The 21,945-nt window shown below is 35.6% G+C and carries 23 protein-coding genes and 1 pseudogene; 8 read left to right on the plus strand and 16 right to left on the minus strand.

Going from position 1 to position 21,945, the window contains the following annotated elements:
- Positions 1–33 precede the first annotated feature (33 nt).
- The 4 genes from ACWPWS_RS05380 to ACWPWS_RS05395 form a co-directional block, all read right to left on the minus strand.
- Positions 34–621, minus strand: coding sequence for a ferritin-like domain-containing protein (locus ACWPWS_RS05380; protein ID WP_454045783.1), 588 nt, complete (start codon positions 619–621; stop codon positions 34–36).
- A gap of 359 nt (positions 622–980) precedes the next feature.
- Entirely contained in the window at positions 981–1,595 is a 615-nt protein-coding gene (locus ACWPWS_RS05385; protein ID WP_245169705.1) for a Crp/Fnr family transcriptional regulator, read from the minus strand.
- Between the two features lie 48 nt (positions 1,596–1,643).
- Positions 1,644–2,240 carry a Crp/Fnr family transcriptional regulator gene (locus tag ACWPWS_RS05390; protein WP_454045784.1) on the minus strand — a complete coding sequence of 199 codons (597 nt, stop codon included), beginning with the start codon at positions 2,238–2,240 and terminating at the stop codon, positions 1,644–1,646.
- A 342-nt stretch (positions 2,241–2,582) separates the two neighbouring features.
- Positions 2,583–3,467 (minus strand): DMT family transporter, encoded by an 885-nt coding sequence (locus ACWPWS_RS05395; RefSeq protein WP_209784482.1) that lies wholly within the window; start codon positions 3,465–3,467, stop codon positions 2,583–2,585.
- Positions 3,468–3,564: 97 nt separating this feature from the next.
- Here ACWPWS_RS05395 and ACWPWS_RS05400 point away from each other — a divergent pair, with 97 nt between their 5' ends.
- Positions 3,565–4,986, plus strand: coding sequence for an aminotransferase-like domain-containing protein (locus tag ACWPWS_RS05400; protein WP_454045785.1), 1,422 nt, complete (start codon positions 3,565–3,567; stop codon positions 4,984–4,986).
- Between the two features lie 139 nt (positions 4,987–5,125).
- Here the strand turns inward: ACWPWS_RS05400 and ACWPWS_RS05405 are convergent, their stop codons facing one another.
- The 5 genes from ACWPWS_RS05405 to ACWPWS_RS05425 form a co-directional block, all read right to left on the minus strand.
- On the minus strand, positions 5,126–5,722 hold the full coding sequence (locus ACWPWS_RS05405) for a Crp/Fnr family transcriptional regulator (protein ID WP_089691886.1): 597 nt from the start codon (positions 5,720–5,722) through the stop codon (positions 5,126–5,128).
- Entirely contained in the window at positions 5,719–6,099 is a 381-nt protein-coding gene (gene ytxJ, locus ACWPWS_RS05410; RefSeq protein ID WP_454045786.1) for a bacillithiol system redox-active protein YtxJ, read from the minus strand. The genes ACWPWS_RS05405 and ytxJ overlap by 4 nt, the downstream gene beginning before the upstream one ends.
- A complete protein-coding gene (locus ACWPWS_RS05415) occupies positions 6,096–6,557 on the minus strand; it encodes a DUF1569 domain-containing protein (RefSeq protein ID WP_454045787.1) in 462 nt (153 codons plus the stop codon). Before ACWPWS_RS05415 ends, ytxJ begins: the two co-directional genes overlap by 4 nt.
- Entirely contained in the window at positions 6,551–7,087 is a 537-nt protein-coding gene (locus tag ACWPWS_RS05420) for a YfiT family bacillithiol transferase (protein WP_209784485.1), read from the minus strand. Before ACWPWS_RS05420 ends, ACWPWS_RS05415 begins: the two co-directional genes overlap by 7 nt.
- A 220-nt stretch (positions 7,088–7,307) precedes the next feature.
- Positions 7,308–8,450 carry a DEAD/DEAH box helicase gene (locus ACWPWS_RS05425; RefSeq protein ID WP_454045788.1) on the minus strand — a complete coding sequence of 381 codons (1,143 nt, stop codon included), beginning with the start codon at positions 8,448–8,450 and terminating at the stop codon, positions 7,308–7,310.
- 217 nt (positions 8,451–8,667) lie between these two features.
- Here ACWPWS_RS05425 and pncA point away from each other — a divergent pair, with 217 nt between their 5' ends.
- Positions 8,668–9,273: a bifunctional nicotinamidase/pyrazinamidase gene (pncA, locus tag ACWPWS_RS05430; RefSeq protein ID WP_105682388.1), complete on the plus strand. Its 606-nt coding sequence runs from the start codon at positions 8,668–8,670 to the stop codon at positions 9,271–9,273.
- 197 nt (positions 9,274–9,470) lie between these two features.
- Here the strand turns inward: pncA and ACWPWS_RS05435 are convergent, their stop codons facing one another.
- Positions 9,471–10,649, minus strand: a complete 1,179-nt coding sequence (locus ACWPWS_RS05435) for a pseudouridine synthase (RefSeq protein ID WP_454045789.1) — start codon at positions 10,647–10,649, stop codon at positions 9,471–9,473.
- 101 nt (positions 10,650–10,750) lie between these two features.
- Here ACWPWS_RS05435 and aroB point away from each other — a divergent pair.
- The 6 genes and pseudogenes from aroB (at position 10,751) to ACWPWS_RS05465 (ending at position 16,575) form a co-directional block, all read left to right on the plus strand.
- Positions 10,751–11,799 (plus strand): annotated as a pseudogene (gene aroB / locus ACWPWS_RS05440) (3-dehydroquinate synthase).
- A gap of 276 nt (positions 11,800–12,075) precedes the next feature.
- Positions 12,076–12,711: a porin family protein gene (locus ACWPWS_RS05445; protein WP_105682390.1), complete on the plus strand. Its 636-nt coding sequence runs from the start codon at positions 12,076–12,078 to the stop codon at positions 12,709–12,711.
- A 230-nt stretch (positions 12,712–12,941) separates the two neighbouring features.
- Positions 12,942–13,571 (plus strand): porin family protein, encoded by a 630-nt coding sequence (locus ACWPWS_RS05450; RefSeq protein WP_454045790.1) that lies wholly within the window; start codon positions 12,942–12,944, stop codon positions 13,569–13,571.
- A gap of 203 nt (positions 13,572–13,774) precedes the next feature.
- Entirely contained in the window at positions 13,775–14,359 is a 585-nt protein-coding gene (locus ACWPWS_RS05455; protein WP_454045791.1) for a porin family protein, read from the plus strand.
- 434 nt (positions 14,360–14,793) lie between these two features.
- Complete coding sequence (locus tag ACWPWS_RS05460) at positions 14,794–15,492, plus strand: porin family protein (RefSeq protein WP_209784491.1); 699 nt, start codon at positions 14,794–14,796, stop codon at positions 15,490–15,492.
- 363 nt (positions 15,493–15,855) lie between these two features.
- Positions 15,856–16,575 carry a porin family protein gene (locus ACWPWS_RS05465; RefSeq protein WP_454045792.1) on the plus strand — a complete coding sequence of 240 codons (720 nt, stop codon included), beginning with the start codon at positions 15,856–15,858 and terminating at the stop codon, positions 16,573–16,575.
- 95 nt (positions 16,576–16,670) lie between these two features.
- Here the strand turns inward: ACWPWS_RS05465 and ACWPWS_RS05470 are convergent, their stop codons facing one another.
- From ACWPWS_RS05470 to ACWPWS_RS05495, 6 genes are all read right to left on the minus strand, one after another.
- Positions 16,671–17,618, minus strand: a complete 948-nt coding sequence (locus tag ACWPWS_RS05470) for a glycerophosphodiester phosphodiesterase family protein (RefSeq protein ID WP_454045793.1) — start codon at positions 17,616–17,618, stop codon at positions 16,671–16,673.
- 142 nt (positions 17,619–17,760) lie between these two features.
- A complete protein-coding gene (gene purF / locus ACWPWS_RS05475) occupies positions 17,761–19,260 on the minus strand; it encodes an amidophosphoribosyltransferase (protein ID WP_209784494.1) in 1,500 nt (499 codons plus the stop codon).
- Positions 19,261–19,326: 66 nt separating this feature from the next.
- Positions 19,327–19,686 carry a four helix bundle protein gene (locus ACWPWS_RS05480; RefSeq protein WP_454045794.1) on the minus strand — a complete coding sequence of 120 codons (360 nt, stop codon included), beginning with the start codon at positions 19,684–19,686 and terminating at the stop codon, positions 19,327–19,329.
- A 35-nt stretch (positions 19,687–19,721) separates the two neighbouring features.
- Complete coding sequence (gene purC / locus ACWPWS_RS05485) at positions 19,722–20,444, minus strand: phosphoribosylaminoimidazolesuccinocarboxamide synthase (protein ID WP_065397805.1); 723 nt, start codon at positions 20,442–20,444, stop codon at positions 19,722–19,724.
- A 36-nt stretch (positions 20,445–20,480) separates the two neighbouring features.
- Positions 20,481–21,176 (minus strand): DUF3307 domain-containing protein, encoded by a 696-nt coding sequence (locus ACWPWS_RS05490; RefSeq protein ID WP_105682396.1) that lies wholly within the window; start codon positions 21,174–21,176, stop codon positions 20,481–20,483.
- A 2-nt stretch (positions 21,177–21,178) separates the two neighbouring features.
- On the minus strand, positions 21,179–21,784 hold the full coding sequence (locus ACWPWS_RS05495; protein ID WP_454045795.1) for a SatD family protein: 606 nt from the start codon (positions 21,782–21,784) through the stop codon (positions 21,179–21,181).
- Positions 21,785–21,945 lie beyond the last annotated feature (161 nt).

Here is a 21,945-nt window from a genome sequence, read left to right on the forward strand (position 1 = left end):
TAAGCCATAAAGCTACATGGCTTATTGTATAGTTTAGTCTTCTTGTTCTGCATCAAAGTTGATGGATGTTTCTGCAATATCTGTAAGATAAGAATCGGTGTCTTCTTCTTCCTGAAGGGTTCTTTCAAGAAGATCCGCAGCTTTATCATGTCCCATGGTTATGGCTAGCTGGGCCAATCCGCCATAAGTGGCAATTTCGTAATGTTCTACTTTCTGTGCGGCAATAATTAATGCTACATCTCTTGTTGCAGTACCGTCTTCTGTAGCTTTGATAACTTCTTCCCCTTCTTCAATAATCCCTTTGATGGCCTTACATTCTTTCTTTTCAGGCTTTTCATCAATGAGCTGGAATACTTTTTCCAGTCGTTCAACATGTTTTTGGGTCTGAAGATGATGATCTTCAAAAGCATCTTTCAATTCCTCTGCAGTAGCGGCATCCTGCATTTTTTCCAGGGCTTCAAGAATGGCATTTTCCGCATAATAAATATCTTTAAGCGCACTCACAAAGAACTTGTGAAGTGGGGAGCTTTTCATTTCATCCCTGTTCAATGTAGGCTTGTCTGCTTTTCCTTTTTTGGTGGCAGGAACTGCACTATTAGTTTCTAATATTTTATTGGGCATGGTGTGAATGGTGTTTGTTATTAAAGGATTACCTCTTTATACTTGATTAAAGAAACAATCCTTGAAAAAGAATTATGAATTACGTCTCACTCCAAATAATGAGACTTTATTGTCCTTAGTTTCCTGAATTTCTAGTGTTCATAACTGATTTTTTTATATTAATATTAGTGATACGTATTCCAGCCCGTGACTAGTATTAGACGGCAACAGTTAGGTATCGGTAATTTTAAACGATAATAAAAGCAAAATGCTTTTTGCGTGCCTTTTACTAAGGTCTTAAGAATTGTATGGAAAGAATGAATGTCAAATGTACGACAGAATAACTCACTATTTTATGATCTGAGTCATCAAAATGAATATTAATATAAAATTTTTCGATCTTTTAAAGAAAGCATTCCTTCTTTTTCCATCTTTTTTAAGTTTCTGATCACTGTTTCTACACGCAGACCCGTAAGATTGGCAATCTGCTGCCGCGTAAATGCAATATGGTAACACTGATGACAGTCTTCATCGTGATAGCTTTTAAGATAATCAAGTAAGCCTTTCAGCCTCTGCATAGGGTTTTGTGATGCCAGACTCTGCATCATTTTCAATTTATAAAAAATTTCCTGGGAGAGGCAGGCATTCATTTCGAGAGAAAGATCAGGATTCTGCGTGATCATTTCAAAGAAATTATTTTTGGGAAGTCTGATAATCCGCGAATCTTCAAGACATATGGCATTGATTGGATAATTCTGATTAAGGAAAAGCATGGCTTCTCCAAAGCTTTGTTTTTTGCCAAGAATATTATGAATGAATTCTTTTCCGTTTTCATTATAATTATTCAGTTTTACTTTTCCTTCACTGATCTGAAAATAATAAAGCGCATGATCCTCTTCTCTAAAAACCGACTCCCGTTTTTTATAATCCCTGTTTTCTGCACCAAAAGAGTACAGAAGGCTTTCATCAATATTCATGCAGCTTATTGTTTTCATACTTTACTAGGTTTTTCAATGAAAAAAATTACAAATAATATGCCTAAGTTAATACAAAATTTTACGATTTTCAATTCTTACAATTTTATCTCTTTCCATATGTTTAATGGTCCTTATAGCAGTTTCCACACAAAGACCTGTAAGGCTTGCCATTTGCTGCCTTGTTAACGGAACCAGAAATGAATAAGGGCTCAGATCCTTTTGAGAACTTTTAAGATAATCCATCAATCCTCTCAAGCGTATGGAAGGGTTTTGTGAGGAGAGACTCTGCATCATAATGAATTTATAATAAAGGCGTTCTGAAAGAAAGCTGTTTACCTCCATATATAATTCCGGAGATTGATTCAACAGATTAAAAAAAGAAGATTTATGAAGTCTGAGAACACTACATTCTGTAATAGTTTCTGCATTCATAGGATAAGGTTTTTCTATAAATAGAATGGATTCTCCACAGCTTTCCCCGTCAGATAAAATGTTCTGAATAAATTCTTTCCCTTCCTCATTGTAATTGTTGAGTTTTACTTCCCCTTTAACAATCTGATAATAATAATTAGGAATATCCCCTTCACAGAATATAATTTCTGAAGGGGTATAATATCTTGTTTCTGCTCCCGCTGAAATCAAAATGTTTTCGTCGATAACCATAATAGCCTTTTTTTGGAATTGTTTTCTTCTTCCTATCCTCTTAGTCTCAGTAAAAATAGTATTGGCAATCGATTGTAGGTTGCATGCAAAAACCGCACCTTAATTATTGATCAGAATGTTAAATAAAGTTAAATAAATTATTAATTCCAATCACTTTCAAGCTTATTGCTCTAAACTTATCAAAGAATCCGCTTTATATGCATTTTTTTGCAATTAAAAAAAGTCTGATATTCATCGCAACATTTTGATTATTAAAGCAAAAGCCCGGTTTCTGTATGAAACCAGGCTTTCTATAAGGAGTTCCCAAAGGATTATTGGGGTATTATTCTCAATATATTTTAATTATTTCGCAAATTTCTTAGTTCCTGCAACACATAAGATCACTCCTACCGTTACCCCAAGCATTCCCATACTCACCTGCTCATGAAGAAGCCAGGCAGCCAATGCCAGACCAAAGAAAGGCTGAAGCAGCTGCAGCTGTCCCACAGTAGCAATACCACCCTGTGCCAATCCTTTATACCAGAATATAAATCCAATAAACATACTGAAAAGAGAAATATAGCCCAATCCAAACCATCCCTGGAAACTAACATGGCCAATATCCTCAGGAAAATAAATAAAGAATAAAGGAATCATAACAGGCAATGCCAGTACCAAAGCCCAGGAAATCACCTGCCAGCCACCTAATGTTTTAGATAATTTCGCGCCTTCAGCATAGCCCATACCACATAAAATAACTGCCAGCAACATCAGAATATCGCCAATTGGTGACGCTGATATCCCTTGTGAAACAGCATATCCAATCACTAAAAGACTTCCTACAATTGAAAAAAACCAAAATATAGGATGAGGCCTCTCACCCCCACGGAAAACTCCAAATATAGCAGTTGCCAAAGGCAGCATTCCCAGAAATACAATGGAGTGAGCCGAAGTAAGATACTGAAGAGCCAGTGCAGAAAGAAGCGGAAAACCTACCACACAGCCAAGGGAAACCAGAAGCAAAGGAACGAATTGTTCTTTCACCGGTCGCTTTTCTTTGCCCACCCATAATACGATTAACGCCAATACTCCGGCAACAGCTGCACGGACTACTGTTACAAAAGTTGGGCTCATTTCCATTACCGCTAATTTGGTAGCAGGCAGCCCTCCACTAAATAATACAACACCAATGAAGCCATTGATCCATCCGCTTATATTTTCATCTTTTGTTATCTGATTTGTCATCATTGTAAGAAAGGTTTTAATTGATGGTTCAAAATTAGAAAGGATAATTTGATAAACACAGTATCAGTTTTGTATATTTGCATGAGCACAGTTTGAAAATATGAGCAAAGAATTTTTATACACAGAAATTGCAGACGGAATTGCAGGACAGATCAGAAATGGTATTTTAAAGACCGGCGACAAGCTTCCTTCGGTAAGAATGCTATGTCAGGAACATCAGGTGAGTATGAACACCGCTAAACGTGTTTTCCTCGAACTGGAATCACAATCTTTGATAGAATCAAAACCACAGTCGGGCTATTTTGTAAGCCAGCTGCTCTCTGCAAAACTTCCTTTACCCGAAGTAAGCCGTCCGTCATTGATTGCCAATAATGATGAACCGGATGAGCTGATCAGTAAAGTGTATGAAAATATGGGCAAAAAGGATCTTACTTTTTTCTCTATCGGTATTCCGTCAGGAGATCTTTTACCTCAGGCAAAACTGAAAAAAGAAATAGTGAATGCCACCAGAGAATTAAAAGACGGAGGTACTGACTATGAAGAACTTCAGGGAAATCTGAAGCTCAGAAGAATGATTGCTATACGTTCTTTGCAATGGGGAGGAAACCTGAGCGAAAATGATTTGATTACTACCAATGGCGGAATGAATGCTCTTTCTTTCTGCTTAATGGCTCTGGGAAAACCAGGAGACACCGTTGCTATTGAAAGTCCCTGTTATCCGGGTATTTTACAGCTGGCAAACGGATTAGGCCTAAAAGTACTGGAACTTCCCACCCATCCTACTACCGGAATAGAAATTGAAGCCTTAAAAAAAGTAATTCCCAAAATAAATCTGTGTCTGTTGATTCCCAACTTCAATTCTCCGCTGGGAAGCTGTATGCCTGACGAAAATAAAAAAGAAATTGTAAAAATATTGTCGGAAAACAATATTCCGCTGATAGAAGATGATGTGTATGGAGACCTTTATTTTGGTTCCAGCCGTCCAAAATGCTGCAAATCTTTCGATAAAGACGGAAATGTACTGTACTGCAGTTCGATTTCAAAAACACTGGCTCCCGGCTATCGTGTTGGCTGGATTGCTCCTGGGAAATATAAAGATAAGATCATGAAATTAAAACTCCTGCATTCCACATCTTCTATTTCTATTGTGAATGAAGCTGTTGCCAACTTTCTGAAATCTGGGAAATACGAAAAACACCTTCAGCAGCTTCGCAGAACCTTACAGTTCAACTATCAGAATTATGTTCAGACTATTGCAGAATCATTCCCTGAAGGCACTAAAACCAGTCGTCCACAGGGAGGATTATCATTATGGGTAGAATTTGATAAAAAAATCCGGACCACAGAATTATATGATCTGGCCATCAAGCAAAACATCAGTATAGCTCCCGGAAGAATGTTTACTTTTCAGGAGCAGTTTGAAAACTGTATGAGACTTTGTATAGGGCTTCCCTGGTCGGAAAATACACAGGCAAAGCTCAGACAGGTAGGAAATCTTGCCAGAAAAATTTATTTAAAGTAAGGAGGCTGGAAAATGGAAATTATTATGGTTTTAAGAATAGATTATGCCGATTCTTATTAAGGATCTTTGAATAATAACTGTCAAGTTCTTTTGTGTTTACCAGAGCTTCAAGCTTCCCTCTCCCATCTTCCAGCCTTCTTTATTTATTATCCGGAACGAAGTTTTTTCTTGCCAGCTCTTTTCTTACACGGCTAAGACTCTCAGGAGTAATCCCCAGGTAAGAAGCAATCATCCATTGTGGAACTCTCAACAGTAAATCCGGATACATTTTAATAAATTTCATGTATCTTTCTTCTGCCGTCTCTCCCAATAAAGAATTGATCCTGTTTTGAAGACTTCTGATATGTTTCTGCAGCAGAAAATCACTTCTCTCAATACTGTTTGGGAACTGTTCCACCAATTTATTAAAGAAATCAGGATGTAAAAACAGAACTTCTGAATCTTCCACTGCTTCTATATAATAAATGGATTTTTCATTGAAATAAAGACTGCTTCGGTCAGAAATCAGCCAGCTTTCCGGGGCAAACTGTATAATATGTTCTTTTCCGTTTTTATCAATAGAATACATTTTTATCAGTCCTTTTTCTACAAAGAATATATGACGGCATATTTCGCCATACTGAAGAAGAAACTGGTTCTTAGGAATTTTCTTTACTTCATAATGCAGGCTGCAGGTGTTCACGTTTTGAAGCGGAACATTTAAAACTTTAGCTAAATAATTATTTATATTCTTCATGATACAATCTGGCTTAAAGAAATATCCTGGTGTGAAGCATTGTTTATGGACTTTCCGTTCTCAATTACAATGAGCTGCGGGCTTTCGTGTCTGATGTCAAAATCTGCTGCTATTTTATTAGAAACAGGACGCTGAGCCAGAAGATCCAGATAATAAACATGAACCGGCTGATCTGAATTCTCCACTTCTTTTTCAAAGTTTTTCAGTACTGTCTTACTGATGAAACAGCTTGTTGAATGCTTGAATATAGCAATTTTATTCTGAAAAGAGTCTTCTATAGCCTTTGTAAGGTCTTCCTCAGACTCTATCTTTTTCCAGAATGATTTTTGATCAGGGGTTTCGCTTTTTCCACCAAATATTTTATCAAAAAAACTCATACATTAAATTGTTTTAGATGGTGATCAAGATGTTTATATTCTAAAAATGTCCAGTCTTTTTCAGTCATATTTCCGAATAATCTGTGATGATCCGGCAGCCTGTTTTTTTCACAAGCTTCCCGGAATTCTTCCAGCGTTTTCAGCAGATTGGTTTTTGATACATCAAAATCACACTCAAAATTAACGATTAGTTTTTGAAAAGTAGGCATGTTTCTGGGAATTCCATTATTGAAAACATACATTTCTACTTTTGTAATGATTCCTATTGTCTGGAATACCACATTAATACGGGGAAGTTCAATTTTTTGCAGGGCTACCTGAAGAACTAGATCACAATGCTTTACCATTTGGCATACGCTCATTTTCCCCCATTTTCCTATGGAGTTTTCAGATAACAAAGAAATTCTCTTTACAATTTCGTTGTAGTATATGGGATTATCAAGACGCTTTCTTACCAACCTTTTTCTTTCTTCAGATTTTCAATATGAGCAAAATGATGATTACAATGCCAGGCGTACAAAGCAAGGCTTTCTCTTAAATCATAATTTTTATTGTGCTCAGGATGATGAAAAGTTCTTTCAAACTGTTTATTGGTAAGGCTTTTAAGAAGTACCACCCATCTTTGGTGTGTTCCTTTCAACATTCTCATGGCCGGCTTTACAGGCATATGGAAACTGTCCTGAAGTTCTGCCCATTTCGCTTCATCATAGGGTTTTATTGTAGGATTATCTTCCGTAAGAGCTAGTTTAAAACGGATAAAACTGTTCATATGACTGTCTGAAAGATGGTTCACAAGCTGTCTTACCGTCCAGCCACCTTCTCTGTAAGGAGTATCCAATTCGTCGTCTGTAAAATGTTCAATGAGATTTTTTAGTCTGCCGGGAAAGTCTTTAATCACTTTGATATAAGTATCCAAGGTGGTGTCACAGATGCTTTCAGGAGCTTCAAACGGTCCTATTGGAAATTTTTTTTTCTCTAAATCACTCATTGTTCAAGGGTTTTAATTTTTAAATATTGCCGATTTGTCCGATCATTTTCTTTTCAGACAATTTTTCAAATATCACTGGATGTAAATTTATCAAAAATTCAAGAATCTAAGGTGAATAAAGCATTAATTGTACAGATAATGATTTTTGTGGTACCAATTTTTCACTAAAAAAGGCTTCAAGCGTATCAACTGAAGCCTTTTTTTTATTTTAAATCAAGCATTAATAACCGTGTAAATCAATACCTTCTGTCCTTTGCAGCGTTACTTTTCTTCCCATTTTCTTTTGAATGACTCTGAAATGCTGCAATTCGTCATCTGTTAGAATGCTAATTGCTGTTCCTTTTTCGTTGGCACGCCCTGTTCTACCAATGCGGTGGATATAATCTAAAGGAGAACGCGGTAATTCGTAATTGATAACACATGGCAGAGATTCAATATGAATTCCACGGCCAATCAGATCTGTAGCCACCAGAATCTGAGCTCCATTTACTTTAAACTCTTCCAGATTATTTCTACGGGCACCCTGTGACTTTTGACTATGAATCGCCACAGCTTTAATTTTATTCTTTTTAAGCTTCTCTACCAAATTGTCTGCAGATCTTGTGGACGAGACAAAAATAAGAGCTTTTTCAACTTTCTTTTCCTTAATTAAATACCTTAAAAAAGGACCTTTATTTTCCGGAGAAACATGATAGGCCAGCTGTTCGATATTATCTATCTCAACTTCTTCTTTTTTAATTTCAATAATGGTAGGATTAATGGACAGACGTTCTTTCATCTCAGAAACTTTATCATTTAAAGTTGCTGAAAATAAAGTGGTTTGTTTGGCTACCGGCATCATTGCAAAAAGCTTATTCATCTCTTCACCAAAGCCAAGCTGAAACATTTTATCTGCCTCGTCAATCACCAGATGTTTAATTCCTGAAATACTCAGGGCATTATGATCAATTAAGTCTAATAAACGCCCCGGAGTTGCAATCAGAACTTCCACCCCAAATATTCCTTTCATTTGCGGATTGATAGAAACTCCTCCATAAACAGCCATTGTTCGGACTTCTCTTTTCAGATTTTCTGTAAAAGCTCTGAAGACTTCATCAATCTGAATAGCCAGTTCACGGGTAGGAACCAATATTAAAACCTGAACATTACGGTCTTTTTTAACTTCCGAATTCTGTAGTTTTTCTAAAATCGGCATCACAAAACAAGCTGTTTTACCAGAACCTGTCTGTGCAATTCCCATCAGATCTTTCCCTTGTAAAATTACGGGAACGGCCTGCTCCTGAATTGGAAATGGTTTTAAATACCCCAATTTGTTAACAGAACGAATAATATTGTGTGATAATCCTAAAGACTCAAATGACATAAAAAATACTTATTTCCTGCAAAGATACGTTATTGATATTTGGTGTATGTCCCAAAAATGCCATACTTTTCAAAGAAAATACAATTATTTTAATTGTAAACCACTCATTTCGGGAGTATTGAAAATTTACATTGCCGATTTGTCCGATAATTATGTTTTGGACAAATTTTTGTGGTTTAGTTTTTTTAAATTTATCAAAAATTCGAGAAATCAAAATATGAAAAAAGCGTTAATAATAGTCGATGTACAGAATGATTTTTGTGAAGGCGGAGCACTTGCAGTCCCTGGAGCCAACGAAATTATTCCTTATATCAATCTTCTGATGGAGGAAAATGAATATGATCAGGTGGTTTTGACGCAGGACTGGCATCCTGCAGGTCATAAAAGTTTTGCAAGCAGCAATGGCAGAAAGGTAGGAGAAAGTATTATTTTGAATGGTGTTCCACAGTTTATGTGGCCGGATCACTGTATTCAGGGAACTTTCGGAGCAGAATTTCACAAAGATCTGAACAGAGATAAAGTAACCCACATTATACAAAAAGGTAAAAATATTGAAATAGACAGCTATAGCGGATTCCAGGATAATAATCATTTTATGAAAACCGGATTGGATGACTTCTTGAAATATCACGACATTCAATTGGTTGAAATCGTAGGATTAGCATTAGATTACTGCGTTAAATTCACGGCTCAGGATGCTGTGGCCAACGGATATGTAACCTGCCTTCATTTCAACGGAACACGTGCTGTAAACGTAAAACCTGACAATGCAAGAGATGCCATTTACGACATGATTGAAAAAGGAGTAACCGTGTTAGGATAATGATGAATTATAAATGATGAGTTATGAATTAAGAAATACTTTAATAATAGACTTCATCACCATATAAAACAAAAAGCGCAGAACACAATTCTGCGCTTTTTTATTCTTTACACTTAAATGTACTGTTTAAAAGAATGAAATTAAGTTACAAACTGAATCTGTCATTCATCATTTATAACTCATAATTCATCATTATTCTAAAGCATTTTAAGGTTATTCACTTCCAGTTCTGTAAGGATTCTCCAGTGTCCCCTCTTGATATTCTTCTTCGTTAATCCGGCAAACATCACTCTGTCTAAAGCTTCCACTTCGTATCCTAATCTTTGGAATATTCTTCTGATAACACGATTCCATCCGATATGAATCTCAATTCCGATCTCATTTTTAGGCTTTCCTTCAATGTACGAAATCTGGTCAACAACTGCTACACCTTCATCAAGACGGATTCCTTCTGCGATAAGACGTAAATCTTCACCCGTAAGTTTTTTATCTAACGTTACATGATAAATCTTTTTAGCATCAAAAGATGGATGCGTTAATTTTTTAGTCATGTGCCCGTCATTCGTCAATAAAATAACACCCGTTGTAGAACGGTCTAATCTTCCAACCGGGAAAACTCTGTAAGGAGAAGCATTCGCTACAAGATCCATTACTGTTTTTCTAGCTTTGTCATCTTTCGTTGTAGAAATGTAGCCTTTTGGTTTATTCAAAAGTACATAAACAGGTTTTTCCGGAGTAATACTTTGTCCGTCAAAAACTACTCTGTCGGTCTTCTGTACCTGATAGCCCATTTCATTGACTACCTTTCCGTTTACTTCTACAAGTCCCTGAGTAATAAGCTCATCAGCTTCTCTCCTACTGCAGATCCCTGAATTGGCAATATACTTATTGAGACGGATTGTGTCTTTATGAACATCTTTGTCAATTTTGTTTAACCTTCTTTTTTGTACAAAAGATTTTGCTCTGTCTTCTCTTTCATCTCCATTAGAGGGTCTTCTGCCATATTTCAGACTACCTCTTTCATATTTATCTCTTGCATCAAAGCTCTTTCCTCCTCTCTTTGGTTTTCCGAAAGATTTTTTCTCATAACTCTCACTTTTGTTCGTGATGTATGGTTTTCTTTCAGATTTTGATCCCATCTCATCGTTGGAACCTTCGGAGCTGTCTGTATTTCTTTTGAAAGGTTTCTTTTCAAATCTTGAAGTGGATCCCTGATGTTCTGCCCCTTTTCTTCCCCCGTCTTTAGAGAACGGTTTCTTAAAAGGCTTTGATCCTGAAGAATTTCCAGATCTGGAAGCACGAGAATCATCAGAACTTTTCTTGGTTGAAATTCTTGGTCTCTTTGGTCTGTCTGAATTATTATTATCTCTGCTCATTCTAAAAATTTCTGCAAAGATAGTAATTTAGTTACGAGTTAAAAATTAAGAATCATAACTTTGCACTATAGTTTACATTTTAACTTTACATAAATTTGAAGATGATAACAATATTAAACGATAATTTTTCACAGCTAAACGAGTTTCTTCACGAAAAATCTTTCAGTAAAATTTTCATTCTTGTAGATGAAAACACCCATGAATACTGCCTTCCTGTTCTTTTAGGAAATATGGAAACTGATCTTGGTTTTGAAATTTTAGAGATTAGATGCCGGAGAAGAAATGAAAAATATCCAGACAGCCAATCAGCCTTTGGGAAATTCTTACGGAAATGCAGGCGGATAGAAAAGCATTGGTTATCAATCTTGGTGGCGGTGTCATTACGGATATGGGCGGATTTGTTGCATCTACTTATAAAAGAGGAATACAGTTTATCAACATTCCTACTACCCTTTTATCCATGTGTGATGCTTCCATAGGAGGAAAAACAGGGATTGATCTGATGCACTTTAAAAATATGGTGGGAACTTTTGCTTTTCCTGAACAGATCTTTATTTTCCCAAAATTCTTAGAAACATTACCTTTTAAAGAATTAAGAAGTGGCTTTGCTGAAATGCTGAAGCACGGATTAATTGCTGATAAAAATCATTGGGATCAGCTGATTCAGATCCGTAAGCTGGAAGTGGAAACGGTAACCCCACATATTCAGGCTTCAATGAATATCAAGCAGAATGTGGTAGATCAGGACTTCCATGAGCAGAACATCAGAAAAACACTTAATTTCGGGCATACAATAGGCCATGCTGTGGAAAGTTTGTGCTTACAACAGCAAAATCCTATCCTTCACGGTGAAGCAGTTGCTATGGGAATGATTGCAGAAGCGCATCTTGCCTGGCTTGAAAATCTTATTTCTGAAGAAGACGCAAAAATGATCATTGAAAATATCCAGAGATATTATCCATACCTTGATATCAGCGATTTCAAAGATGAAGATATCACAGCACTATTATTAAATGATAAAAAGAATACAGACAGTAAAATCAACTTTTCTCTGCTTTCAGGAATAGGTTCTTGTACGTATGATCATCAGTGTAGCCAGGAAAATATCCTTGAATCTTTATCTTTTTATAGAAAATTAAATGATGCTTAACGTTTTTTGGAGAAACAAATTCCCTTTAAAAGCTATTTTTGACAAAATTGTCAATTTAGATTTCTTCTAAACAAATGTTTATTTAAATTCATAATTAATTGTAAATCAATTATATATTTCAAAAATCACTTAAACACTAAGTGATTTTTTTATTGATTTTACTCATAAAAAATATTTTTGGCAAGCAATTTGAAAGATACTCTGCGTTCAACTGAAAATGCTGAACAGTAGTAAAATTTAAAATTAAGAAAGAGTAAAATTAAAAAAATTAAAGTTATGAAAAAGTTAATTTTAGGATTAGCGTTAACTGCAGGAACATTCGCATTCGCTCAACAGACAGGAAATACATCTTCCAATCCAGTAACATTTGGGGTAAAAGGGGGAATGAACGTATCTTCACTTTCAAAAGACAGTGGTCTTGATGACCAGAAATCTAAAATAGGATTTAACGCAGGTGTATTTGCTAATATTCCATTGGCTGCATCATTCAGCGTTCAGCCGGAGGTTCAATATTCACAATATGGTAATAAATCAGATTATACGTTAGGAGGAACAAAGTTTTCAGCTTCTACTAAATTAGATTATATTACTGTACCTGTAATGTTCCAGTACAACCTGATTCCAAATCTTTATGTGGAAGCAGGACCGGAATTCGGTTTCATGGTAAGTGCTAAAAACAAGTTCAAAAATGAATCTAACGGAGATTCTAACACTACCGATAACTACAAAGACAATCTGAATACATTTAACTTTGGTATTGGTCTTGGTGCTGGATATTATTTCACTCCAAACTTAGGACTTACTGCAAGATATGTTGCAGGTTTAACAGATGTAGCGAAAAACAGACCTAGTGGATCTGATGCTACAAGAAACAACCTATTCCAGGTTGGATTAGCTTATAAATTTAAATAAGCTATACATTCACTAACAAATTTTATATTCAATAGAAAAGATCAGATTAATTTTTTAATCTGGTCTTTTTTTATGTTAAAATAAGATGGAGTTAATAATTCACCATAAATACATCCCATATAGTTGATTTCTTCATTCGTTAAAAACATATAAAGTCTTTATTCATGAGGGTTGACGGCATGTTGTTTGTTGCTTACCCAGCGTTAAACAATGTAAAATAAAACTAATCTATGAAAAAGATTTTTTTAGGCCTGGCACTTGTCGCAGGTACTTTTGCTTTTGCTCAAAGCACTTCCACTTCCACTGATGCAGCTACTCCATCTACATCTTCTTCCAAAATCAAATTCGGTTTAAAAGCAGGTATGAATGTATCCGCTCTTTCTCATATGGATATGAAAGCAAAAACAGGATTCTATGGTGGTGTATTTGTAAATATTCCTGTGGCAAAAGATTTCGCTATCCAGCCGGAAGTATTATATAGTGCTGTGGGGGCAAAACAAAAAGGAGACGGTAATGCAAAACTTAATTTAGAATACATTTCCGTTCCTGTAATGTTTCAGTATAAAGCACTTCCTAATTTTTATGTAGAAGCAGGACCTCAATTTAATTTTCTTATGGGTGCAGAACTAAAAGATGATGTCGGAAGTTTGCAACTTAAAAATGCAACCAAGAGTTTCGATTTCGGAATCGGACTGGGAGCTGGGTATAATATTACCAAAAATATTGGTGTGAATGTAAGATATACCACAGGGCTATCTGATATTGTGAATGCAAAACAACAGCGATATCTTTATGGGTATGGCAGGCCGGGATCTGTAAGAAACAGTGTATTTCAGGTAGGAGTACATTACAAATTCTAAAGCACGATCACCTTTCTTGTCAAGTTTTTATAATTAAAGTGGAGCCGGATTAATTTTAATCCGGCTTTTTTTAGTTTCAATCGAAAATTATTCTTCGTAATATATAGTAAACAGTAGATTTCCAGCACATTTCAATTTTGGCACGCCGTTTGATTCTTAATGAAATGTTAAATAAAACTTAAAAACTATTAAAATATAAACTTATGAAAAAGATTTTTTTAGGCCTTGCGCTAGTAGCAGGTACTTTCACTTTCGCTCAGAAGACTTCAACTTCTACTGCTTCATCTTCTCCAGTTAGATTTGGGGTAAAAGCAGGTCTTAACATTTCTACTCTTTCTAACAGTGAATTCAACTCTAAAGCTGGATTTTATGGTGGCGTTTTTGCAAACATTCCAGTAGCACAGGACTTCTCTGTACAACCAGAAGTATTATATAGTGGTATGGGTGGTAAAGCTAAGACTAACAGTGATATAAAACTGAATATGGATTATATCGCAGTACCAGTAATGTTACAGTACAACCTGATTCCTAATCTATATGTAGAAGCAGGTCCTCAGTTCGGGTTCCTTATCAGTGCTAAAGGAAAAGGTAATGGTGCCTCTGTAGACGTTAAAGACAATTTGAAAACTTTTGATTTCGGACTAGGTCTTGGAGCAGGATATTATTTCACACAAAATATCGGAGTGAATCTAAGATATACAGCAGGATTATCTGATGTTCCTAAAAACAATAACGGTGATGCTGCCAGAAACGGAGTATTCCAGTTAGGTTTAGCTTATAAATTCTAAGTAAATTTTCTATTCAATACAGAGCCGGATTATATTTAATCCGGCTTTTATATTTTATTGATATTTTGGCAAGAAATTTGCGTACTGAATATTGATTGTACTTTATTCCGGAATTTCCAATTTACAGTTCCTGTTTTTACAATGAATAGGTATTGATTCAGTTGATCATTCAATTGATTTTCAAGACTGAAACTAACTATTACCATTAATTTTTAACGAGAACTTCAACAAATTGGCTGGCATTTAGAGTGCATTGCAGAATACCGGAAAGTATTTTGTTCCATAATTTAGATACATTTTGATTTCAATAGAAAAAGTCAGGTTTATTAATTTAGGACTGACTTTTTCGATTTTAGTATGATTTTTATCACTTATACACTTTATGGTAGATATTTTGTCACAATGAAGAAAAATTAAATTAAACTTTTAAATCCATGAAAAAACTCTTTGCAGTCCTTGCAGTTGCGGGTAGCCTTTTCGCAAATGCACAAGAAAAAAATCAGTCAAAATCTTCGTCTCCTGTTACTTTTGGTGTTAAAGCCGGATTGAATGGGTCTACCCTTACCAGAGGAGACGGTTATGAATATGACAACAATGAGAAAATGAAAGTAGGTTTTCATGCAGGAGTATTCGCGAATATTCCGGTTTCTGAAAAATTCAGCATCCAGCCCGAACTTCTTTTCAGCCAGCTGGGATCAAAATCAGATTATAACTACAGAACAAGCTCTGGGAACTACAGAAGAACACAACACTATGATTATAGTACAACCTTAAATTATCTTTCTCTTCCTGTGATGGTTCAATATAATATCCTTCCTCAGCTTTATGTAGAAGCAGGTCCTGAATTTGGATACCTGCTGGGAGGAAGAACAAAAGGAGATTTAACGACTATTGAAACTACCGGAAATTCAATTACTGTTGATCATACAGATCATATTTCGCAGAATATTTCAACAAGCCTTTTTAATCGTTTTAATCTCGGACTAGGAATTGGCGCCGGATATTACTTTACTAAAAGTTTTGGTGTGACCGCCAGATTTACTGCGGGTCTTACTGAGGTTTACAAATACAATGAGGGTGACAAAGTAAGAAATAATGCCATTCAGATTGGCGTTGCTTATAAGTTTAAATAGCGATATTTATTATTTTCAAAACGGATACCGGGCTTTTTAAAGTCCGGTATTTTTACTTCTACTCATAAAAATAGCCCAGATAGCTTATAAATTTTCCTAAAAACTCATTTCTGATTTTAAATTTTCATCATTTTAATTATCAACAAGAAAGCATTTTTAACATTAAACTCTTTTCAAAAATATAGAGATTAGCAACACATTTATTCATTAAAAAGGGATAAATGATTAAAAAAAACCTTTAGCAAAACCACTTTAAAACCTTTATAAATAGGCATTTTTCAAGTTTGGCAAGCAATTTGCAAAATAATTCGAGTCTGATTGGGAAATCATTCGACACAAATAGTAAAATTAAAAAATAAAATTATGAAGAAGTTATTTTTAGGATTAGCATTAACTGCTGGTGCATTAGCTTTCGCTCAGGAAACAGAGACTAAGACAGAAACAAAAACAGTAAGTGCATCACCACTAAAAAAAGATGTTCAACCCGTTAGATTTGGGATCAAGGCAGGAGGAAACTCCGCTTATTTCAGTCAGCAAAAGTTCGGAATCAACACTCAACAACTAGGTTTCCACGCGGGTGTATTTGTTAATATTCCAATTTCAAAACAATTCAGCTTCCAGCCAGAGGTATTGTATAACCAAATGGGTGCAAAAGATGTAATGTATTCTACAGAAACTGACAATGGTGTAACGAATGTAAAAACTAAGGTACAGAGCAGAGTAAAAATGGATTACATTTCAGTTCCGTTAATGGTTCAGATGAGACCTACTGATAAGTTTTATATCGAAGCAGGACCTGAGTTCAGTTATTTCATCAACGGAAAAAATAAAGGAGAATCTACTGTAGCAAGTACTACAGGAGGTGTTACAACTACCACTGCAAGTTCTCACTCTACAGATATCGACAAAGATATGATCAACAAATTCAACTTTGGTTTAGGCCTTGGTTTAGGATATGACATCACTTCCAACATCGGTATCAATGCAAGATATGTAAACAGCTTAACAAAGATTGATAAAAGCATGTCTGCAGCTGAAAACAACAACAGAGTATTTCAGTTAGGACTGAATTATAAATTCTAATCAACGACCAATTTTTTAACCCTAAGTGCAGAGTAATCTGCATGCATAAAATAGCCGGAAGTTTTTCTTCCGGCTATTTATATTGAAAAAAGGTTTTATTCGAATATTCTCGGATCATCGCTGATAACGCCGTCTATTCCCATATCTTTTAATTCTTTCAGCCTTTCTTTGGTATTCACAGTCCATGGGATTACTTTCATTCCTAATAAGTGGCATTCCTGCACCAATTTGGACGTAACAAGGGTGTGATCCGGACTATAAATGGTTGGAGTAAAACTTAGAAACTTCATATCTCCGGCTACTCCACTCAGATGATTGGGATACATTTTGAACTTTTCTACCGGAATATTTTTAAAATAAGCCTGTTGCTGAGCCAGCTTTTTATCATCTACTTTTTCTACCAGTAAAGCAATCATCACCTTAGGATATTCTTTATGAATAATTTCAAGAGTTCTGGGGTCAAAAGACTGGATAATAACTCTGTCCTGAATCTTTTTTTCGATAATGATCTTCATCATCAGATCTACAAATTCTTTAGGTTCCGGATGGAAAATATTGTCAGAGAAAGGGCGTGTTTTTGTTTCTATATTATAAAAAGGCAATGGTCTCTTCAATTCGCGGGCATAGGTTTCACAAGCATCTATAACATCCGAAAAAAGAGGTTTTTGAACCTTCATTTTCTTTTGGTCCGGATAGTTATTCAATTTTTTTAAGCCTGCATCAAATGTTTTGATCTTTGCGTAAGGCATTTCATAAATTTTGTAGTAAAAACCTGAGTCTTTGGGGATATAAGTTCCATCTGGCTTTGTAATGAGTTCAGGAGACAGAAAAGCATCATGAGAAAGAATAACCTTTTTGTCTTTCGTTATAGCCAGATCCATTTCAAGGGTTGTGACATTCATTTTTAAGGCATTCTTCATGGCCGGAATTGTATTTTCCGGGTAAAGTGATTTTCCTCCCCGATGTGCCTGTTTATCGAATGACTGTGAAGAATAAAGTTGGGCAAATACCAGAAAAATACCCGTAAAAAATGCGTTTTTCATATCCTGACGTTTTAATCTGACAAAATTAAAATTCCATTATATACTGTATAATACAGGAATATTAAGCTTTTGCTACATTTATAAAACAAAAGACCCGGGCTATTAACCCAGGTCTTCTATTTTTACTATTTCAAGAAAGAGATTAATTGAATAAATCTACCTCTTCTCCTTTTCCAACAGGATATTCTTCAGTAAAGCATCCGAAACAGTGATTAGCAGATCCTAAAATAGTTTTCAGATTATCAATACTTAAAAATTCTAAAGAGTCTACTCCCAGATAGTTTTTAAGTTGTTCTGTAGACATATTTGCAGAGATCAGATCATCTTTAGACGGCGTATCAATCCCCAGATAACATGGTGCAATAATAGGTGGAGAAACACTTCTGAAGTGGATCTCTTTCACCCCTGCATCTTTTAAAATTTTAACCAGTCTTTTAGAGGTAGTTCCACGAACGATAGAATCATCAATGATTACCACTCTCTTATCTTTCATCTCCGAGATAATTGGGTTTAGCTTAAGGTTCACTACCCTTTCTCTCATTTCCTGTGTAGGAACGATGAAACTTCTTCCGATGTATCTGTTTTTGATTAAAACAGGACGGAAAGGTATTCCTGAAGCCTTAGAGAAACCAATGGCAGCAGGAACTCCGGAATCCGGAACTCCGATAACCAAATCAGCATCTACAGGAGCCTGTTCCCAGATTTTCTCACCCGATTTTTCTCTGATTTCATATACATTGATATTTTCTAATGTAGAGTCAGGTCTTGCAAAATAAATATATTCAAAAGAACAGATTCTCTGCTTTCCTTTCGCTTCATCCATCATATAAGAATGAAGTTTTCCAGGTTCGTTTTCATTGGTATAAATGATCTCACCAGGAAGGATATCACGTACATATTGAGCTCCTACAGCATCCAGTGCCACAGATTCTGAAGCAACCACGTAAGATCTTTCGTCGATAGCTCCTAACACCAATGGACGGATTCCGTTGAAGTCTCTGAATGCAAAGAATTTGTTTCTTGTCATCCCTACAACAGAATAAGCTCCTTCAATTTTTTCCATGGTAGCTTTGATGGCTCCACGAAGACCTAAATCAAGGTTTTTCTGGATCAGTCTCAGGATCACCTCAGAATCGGAAGTAGCTCTGAAAACTACGCCTTCAGCCTCTAATTCTGTTTTTAATTCTTTTGCATTGGTAAGGTTACCGTTGTGTGCTATAGAAAGTATAATCTGGTCATATTCGTTTTTCGCGAAAAATGGCTGGAAGTTATATTTCTTTTTATCTCCTGCAGTAGTATAACGGGTATGCCCGATTGCAGAATTTCCCATAAAAGTTTCAGGTTCCTGAATGTCTTTATAAACATCTAAAACCAGTCCTTCATCTTTCATGTTTGTGATTCTTCCATCTTTTAAAACGGAAATCCCACAAGCCTCCTGACCTCTGTGCTGTAAAGCAAAAAGCCCGAATTGTGAAAGAGAGAAAGTATCCAGATCATTATCCGAATACAATCCGAAGATCCCACACTCTTCATTAGGAGCATCCAGTCTTTCCTCTTCCTGAGTTCTGAAAAGATTCCTTCCGTAAGTCTGGGTCTCAAACTGTTTTAAATATTCACTTTTATGAATGTCTAAACTTTTCATTTCTATTTTTTCTAATGATTAGAAGTTAGATATTAGATGTTAGAAATTAGTCTAAGTTAACTTCAATTATAATTTTAAACTTGCTTTTAATGAATAGATCATTTTCTGAATTTCAGATAAAAGTTCATTTAAGGGAGCTATTTTAGTTTCAGAAATAAAATTCAAATTAACCAATAACTGAAGTTGGGTTTGCAGTTCATAGGTAGAACCAAACGCAATTCCGAGAAACTGGTAAAATTCATTTTTATTATTTCTTCCGGCTCCTTCCGCAATATTAGACGGTATTGAAACAGCACATCTTCTGATTTGAGATTGTAGTCCAAATTTTTCTTCCATGGGTAATTCAGCTGAGATCAAATAAACCTCTTTAACTAAAGCCATTGATTTATTCCAGACCTTCAAATCTTCTATCCGGTGCGATTTCATACTAATTTCTAATATCTAACTTCCAATTTCTGAAATTATTTTGCAAGTAAGTTCTTCAATCGGTTGTAGATTTCAACATACGCCTCAGTAACTTCTCCTAAGTCTCTTCTGAATCTGTCTTTGTCTAATTTCTTCATGGTATCTTTATCCCAAAGTCTGCAAGTATCAGGAGAGATTTCATCAGCAAGGATAATTTCACCGTCTGAAGTTTTACCCAATTCGATTTTGAAATCTACCAGGATGATATTGATTTTGTCAAACAGGTCGATAAGGATTTCGTTGATATCTGAAGTCAGCTCATACATTTCGTCAAGCTCTTCATAAGTAGCTGCTCCTAAGAAAACGGCATGGTGGTCATTGATAAGCGGATCTCCCAACTCGTCTTTTTTATAGCAGATATCGAAGATGGTTACCGGAGATTTAATTCCTTCTTCCACTCCTAATCTTTGTGCCATGCTTCCTGCAGAGTAGTTTCTTACTACCATTTCCAAAGGAATGATAGATACTTTTCTTACCAACTGCTCTCTTTCGTCCAATTGTTTGATGAAATGAGTTTTGATTCCTTTTTCATTTAAGTATTCAAAAATAAGGGTTGTGATCGCGTTGTTCATTTCACCCTTCAGATCAACCTGACCTTTCTTTTGAGCGTTAAATGCTGTAGCATCGTCTTTGAAACGTACTACTACTTCATCAGGATTATCAGTTGCAAATACCTGTTTTGCTTTCCCCTCGTACAACATTTCTTTCTTTTGACTCATAATTTTACTTTCTAAATTGTAGTTAGATTTATTGATTTATTTTATTATTATTCCTGTTAAGACAGCCAGTCCAAAACTTAGCAGTGTACCAATTAATACATATTCTGTAAGTTTTCTCTGTTTTGCCTGTGCAAGGTCGCTGAACCTGAAAACAGATTTGGCAGCTACCATGAAACCTACGCCTTCCCAGTGATTCACCATAATAAAAGTGAAAACCAGCAGACGTTCTAAAATTCCGATATATTTTCCGGCACTTGATAAAGATTCGGTTTGAATAGTGTTGGCGCCATCCGGAGCAGGAGTCCAGGATGACAGTAAGATTTTAATAAAAATAGAAGCAGGCGTTGTCAGAAACAATGCTGCCATAATTATTTTTAAAAACTCCTGATTCTGTAGAAAGCTGAAGCTGAATTCCTGAAAATAAAAAGAGACTCCGGCAATCACCAAAACATGCAGCAGCTGATCAATAAAAAACCATCTTTTTTTAGTCTTTACATTCTGAAATGTAAGTTTTGCTGCATCAATAATGAAGTGAGTAACTCCTACTAAAACGGCGACCCACCAAAGCTGAAGATCCCAAAGAAAGAGAAGGCTTAAACCCGTGTGAATCAGAATGTGAAAGTATAAAAACTTACTTTTTAGTTTATAGTTCTCCTTATCTGCAACCCATGAATTTGGCTGAAGTATAAAATCTCCAAGTAGATGTGCCAATATGAGTTTGATAAAGATCATGCTTACAATTCTGAGATTTTCTTTCTGAAATACTGATTGGTCTCCACAATGAGCTCATAGTTGGCTCGCTTCAGTCTCTGGCTTACCGAAGACTGTGAAATAGCAAATCTCTTAGCAAGATCTTCCTGAGTAATATCCTGATTCATGATCATCTCATGAATAATCTCTGCTGTAGCCATGGTCCAGTTATCAAAGTCCTTAGAAGACCATCTCAACAAAATATTAAGATCTCTGTCAACCGGCTCACTGGAGGTTTTAATGGCAACGGTATGCCCGTCATTTTTAAGATCGTTAAGCAATCTTCCGGAATTTACATAAGCTGTACCATTAGATTCAGTGATTTTCTCAGAAGAGAAACTTTCTTCACCAATACCTATGGCCATCCTTACATCTAAATTTTCCAGGCTTTTAATAAGAGATTTTATGGCTAGAAAACGCCAGAAAACGTCATCAATTTTGCATTTGAACTGAAACTCATCTCCTCTGTAGATTTCCCATGTGTCAGGAGCGCTTCCCCATTTTTCGAGAAGATGTTTAAGCCTGGTAATCCAAACTTCAGTATCCGCATGCTGTGAATTTATAATATCACCGGTAATGACCGCTATCATACTGCAAATATAAGCATAATTACTTATATATAAAAAATATAAGCAGAAACACTTATAGATATTGATTATTAGCGAATCAGCTTATATCAATTATGCAGTAAACATAAGGTTTTGAAGGGTTTATAGTAAACGGCAAAATTAAGAAAAAACAAAAATCAGTT

It is taken from the genome of Chryseobacterium sp. Marseille-Q8038, from assembly GCF_965111995.1.

Bases quoted from the DNA above. Each gene is read 5' to 3' on its own strand.
- ACWPWS_RS05435 (WP_454045789.1), bottom strand. From the start codon at position 10,649: ATGAGCAGAGATAATAATAATTCAGACAGACCAAAGAGACCAAGAATT.
- ACWPWS_RS05470 (WP_454045793.1), bottom strand. From the start codon at position 17,618: ATGAAAAACGCATTTTTTACGGGTATTTTTCTGGTATTTGCCCAACTT.
- ACWPWS_RS05480 (WP_454045794.1), bottom strand. From the start codon at position 19,686: ATGAAATCGCACCGGATAGAAGATTTGAAGGTCTGGAATAAATCAATG.
- purC (WP_065397805.1), bottom strand. From the start codon at position 20,444: ATGAGTCAAAAGAAAGAAATGTTGTACGAGGGGAAAGCAAAACAGGTA.
- ACWPWS_RS05460 (WP_209784491.1), top strand. From the start codon at position 14,794: ATGAAAAAACTCTTTGCAGTCCTTGCAGTTGCGGGTAGCCTTTTCGCA.
- ACWPWS_RS05425 (WP_454045788.1), bottom strand. From the start codon at position 8,450: ATGTCATTTGAGTCTTTAGGATTATCACACAATATTATTCGTTCTGTT.
- ACWPWS_RS05465 (WP_454045792.1), top strand. From the start codon at position 15,856: ATGAAGAAGTTATTTTTAGGATTAGCATTAACTGCTGGTGCATTAGCT.
- ACWPWS_RS05450 (WP_454045790.1), top strand. From the start codon at position 12,942: ATGAAAAAGATTTTTTTAGGCCTGGCACTTGTCGCAGGTACTTTTGCT.
- ACWPWS_RS05405 (WP_089691886.1), bottom strand. From the start codon at position 5,722: ATGAAGAATATAAATAATTATTTAGCTAAAGTTTTAAATGTTCCGCTT.
- pncA (WP_105682388.1), top strand. From the start codon at position 8,668: ATGAAAAAAGCGTTAATAATAGTCGATGTACAGAATGATTTTTGTGAA.
- ACWPWS_RS05390 (WP_454045784.1), bottom strand. From the start codon at position 2,240: ATGGTTATCGACGAAAACATTTTGATTTCAGCGGGAGCAGAAACAAGA.
- ACWPWS_RS05400 (WP_454045785.1), top strand. From the start codon at position 3,565: ATGAGCAAAGAATTTTTATACACAGAAATTGCAGACGGAATTGCAGGA.
- purF (WP_209784494.1), bottom strand. From the start codon at position 19,260: ATGAAAAGTTTAGACATTCATAAAAGTGAATATTTAAAACAGTTTGAG.
- ACWPWS_RS05455 (WP_454045791.1), top strand. From the start codon at position 13,775: ATGAAAAAGATTTTTTTAGGCCTTGCGCTAGTAGCAGGTACTTTCACT.
- ytxJ (WP_454045786.1), bottom strand. From the start codon at position 6,099: ATGAGTTTTTTTGATAAAATATTTGGTGGAAAAAGCGAAACCCCTGAT.
- ACWPWS_RS05385 (WP_245169705.1), bottom strand. From the start codon at position 1,595: ATGAAAACAATAAGCTGCATGAATATTGATGAAAGCCTTCTGTACTCT.
- ACWPWS_RS05495 (WP_454045795.1), bottom strand. From the start codon at position 21,784: ATGATAGCGGTCATTACCGGTGATATTATAAATTCACAGCATGCGGAT.
- ACWPWS_RS05380 (WP_454045783.1), bottom strand. From the start codon at position 621: ATGCCCAATAAAATATTAGAAACTAATAGTGCAGTTCCTGCCACCAAA.
- ACWPWS_RS05445 (WP_105682390.1), top strand. From the start codon at position 12,076: ATGAAAAAGTTAATTTTAGGATTAGCGTTAACTGCAGGAACATTCGCA.
- ACWPWS_RS05490 (WP_105682396.1), bottom strand. From the start codon at position 21,176: ATGATCTTTATCAAACTCATATTGGCACATCTACTTGGAGATTTTATA.
- ACWPWS_RS05395 (WP_209784482.1), bottom strand. From the start codon at position 3,467: ATGATGACAAATCAGATAACAAAAGATGAAAATATAAGCGGATGGATC.
- ACWPWS_RS05420 (WP_209784485.1), bottom strand. From the start codon at position 7,087: ATGAGTGATTTAGAGAAAAAAAAATTTCCAATAGGACCGTTTGAAGCT.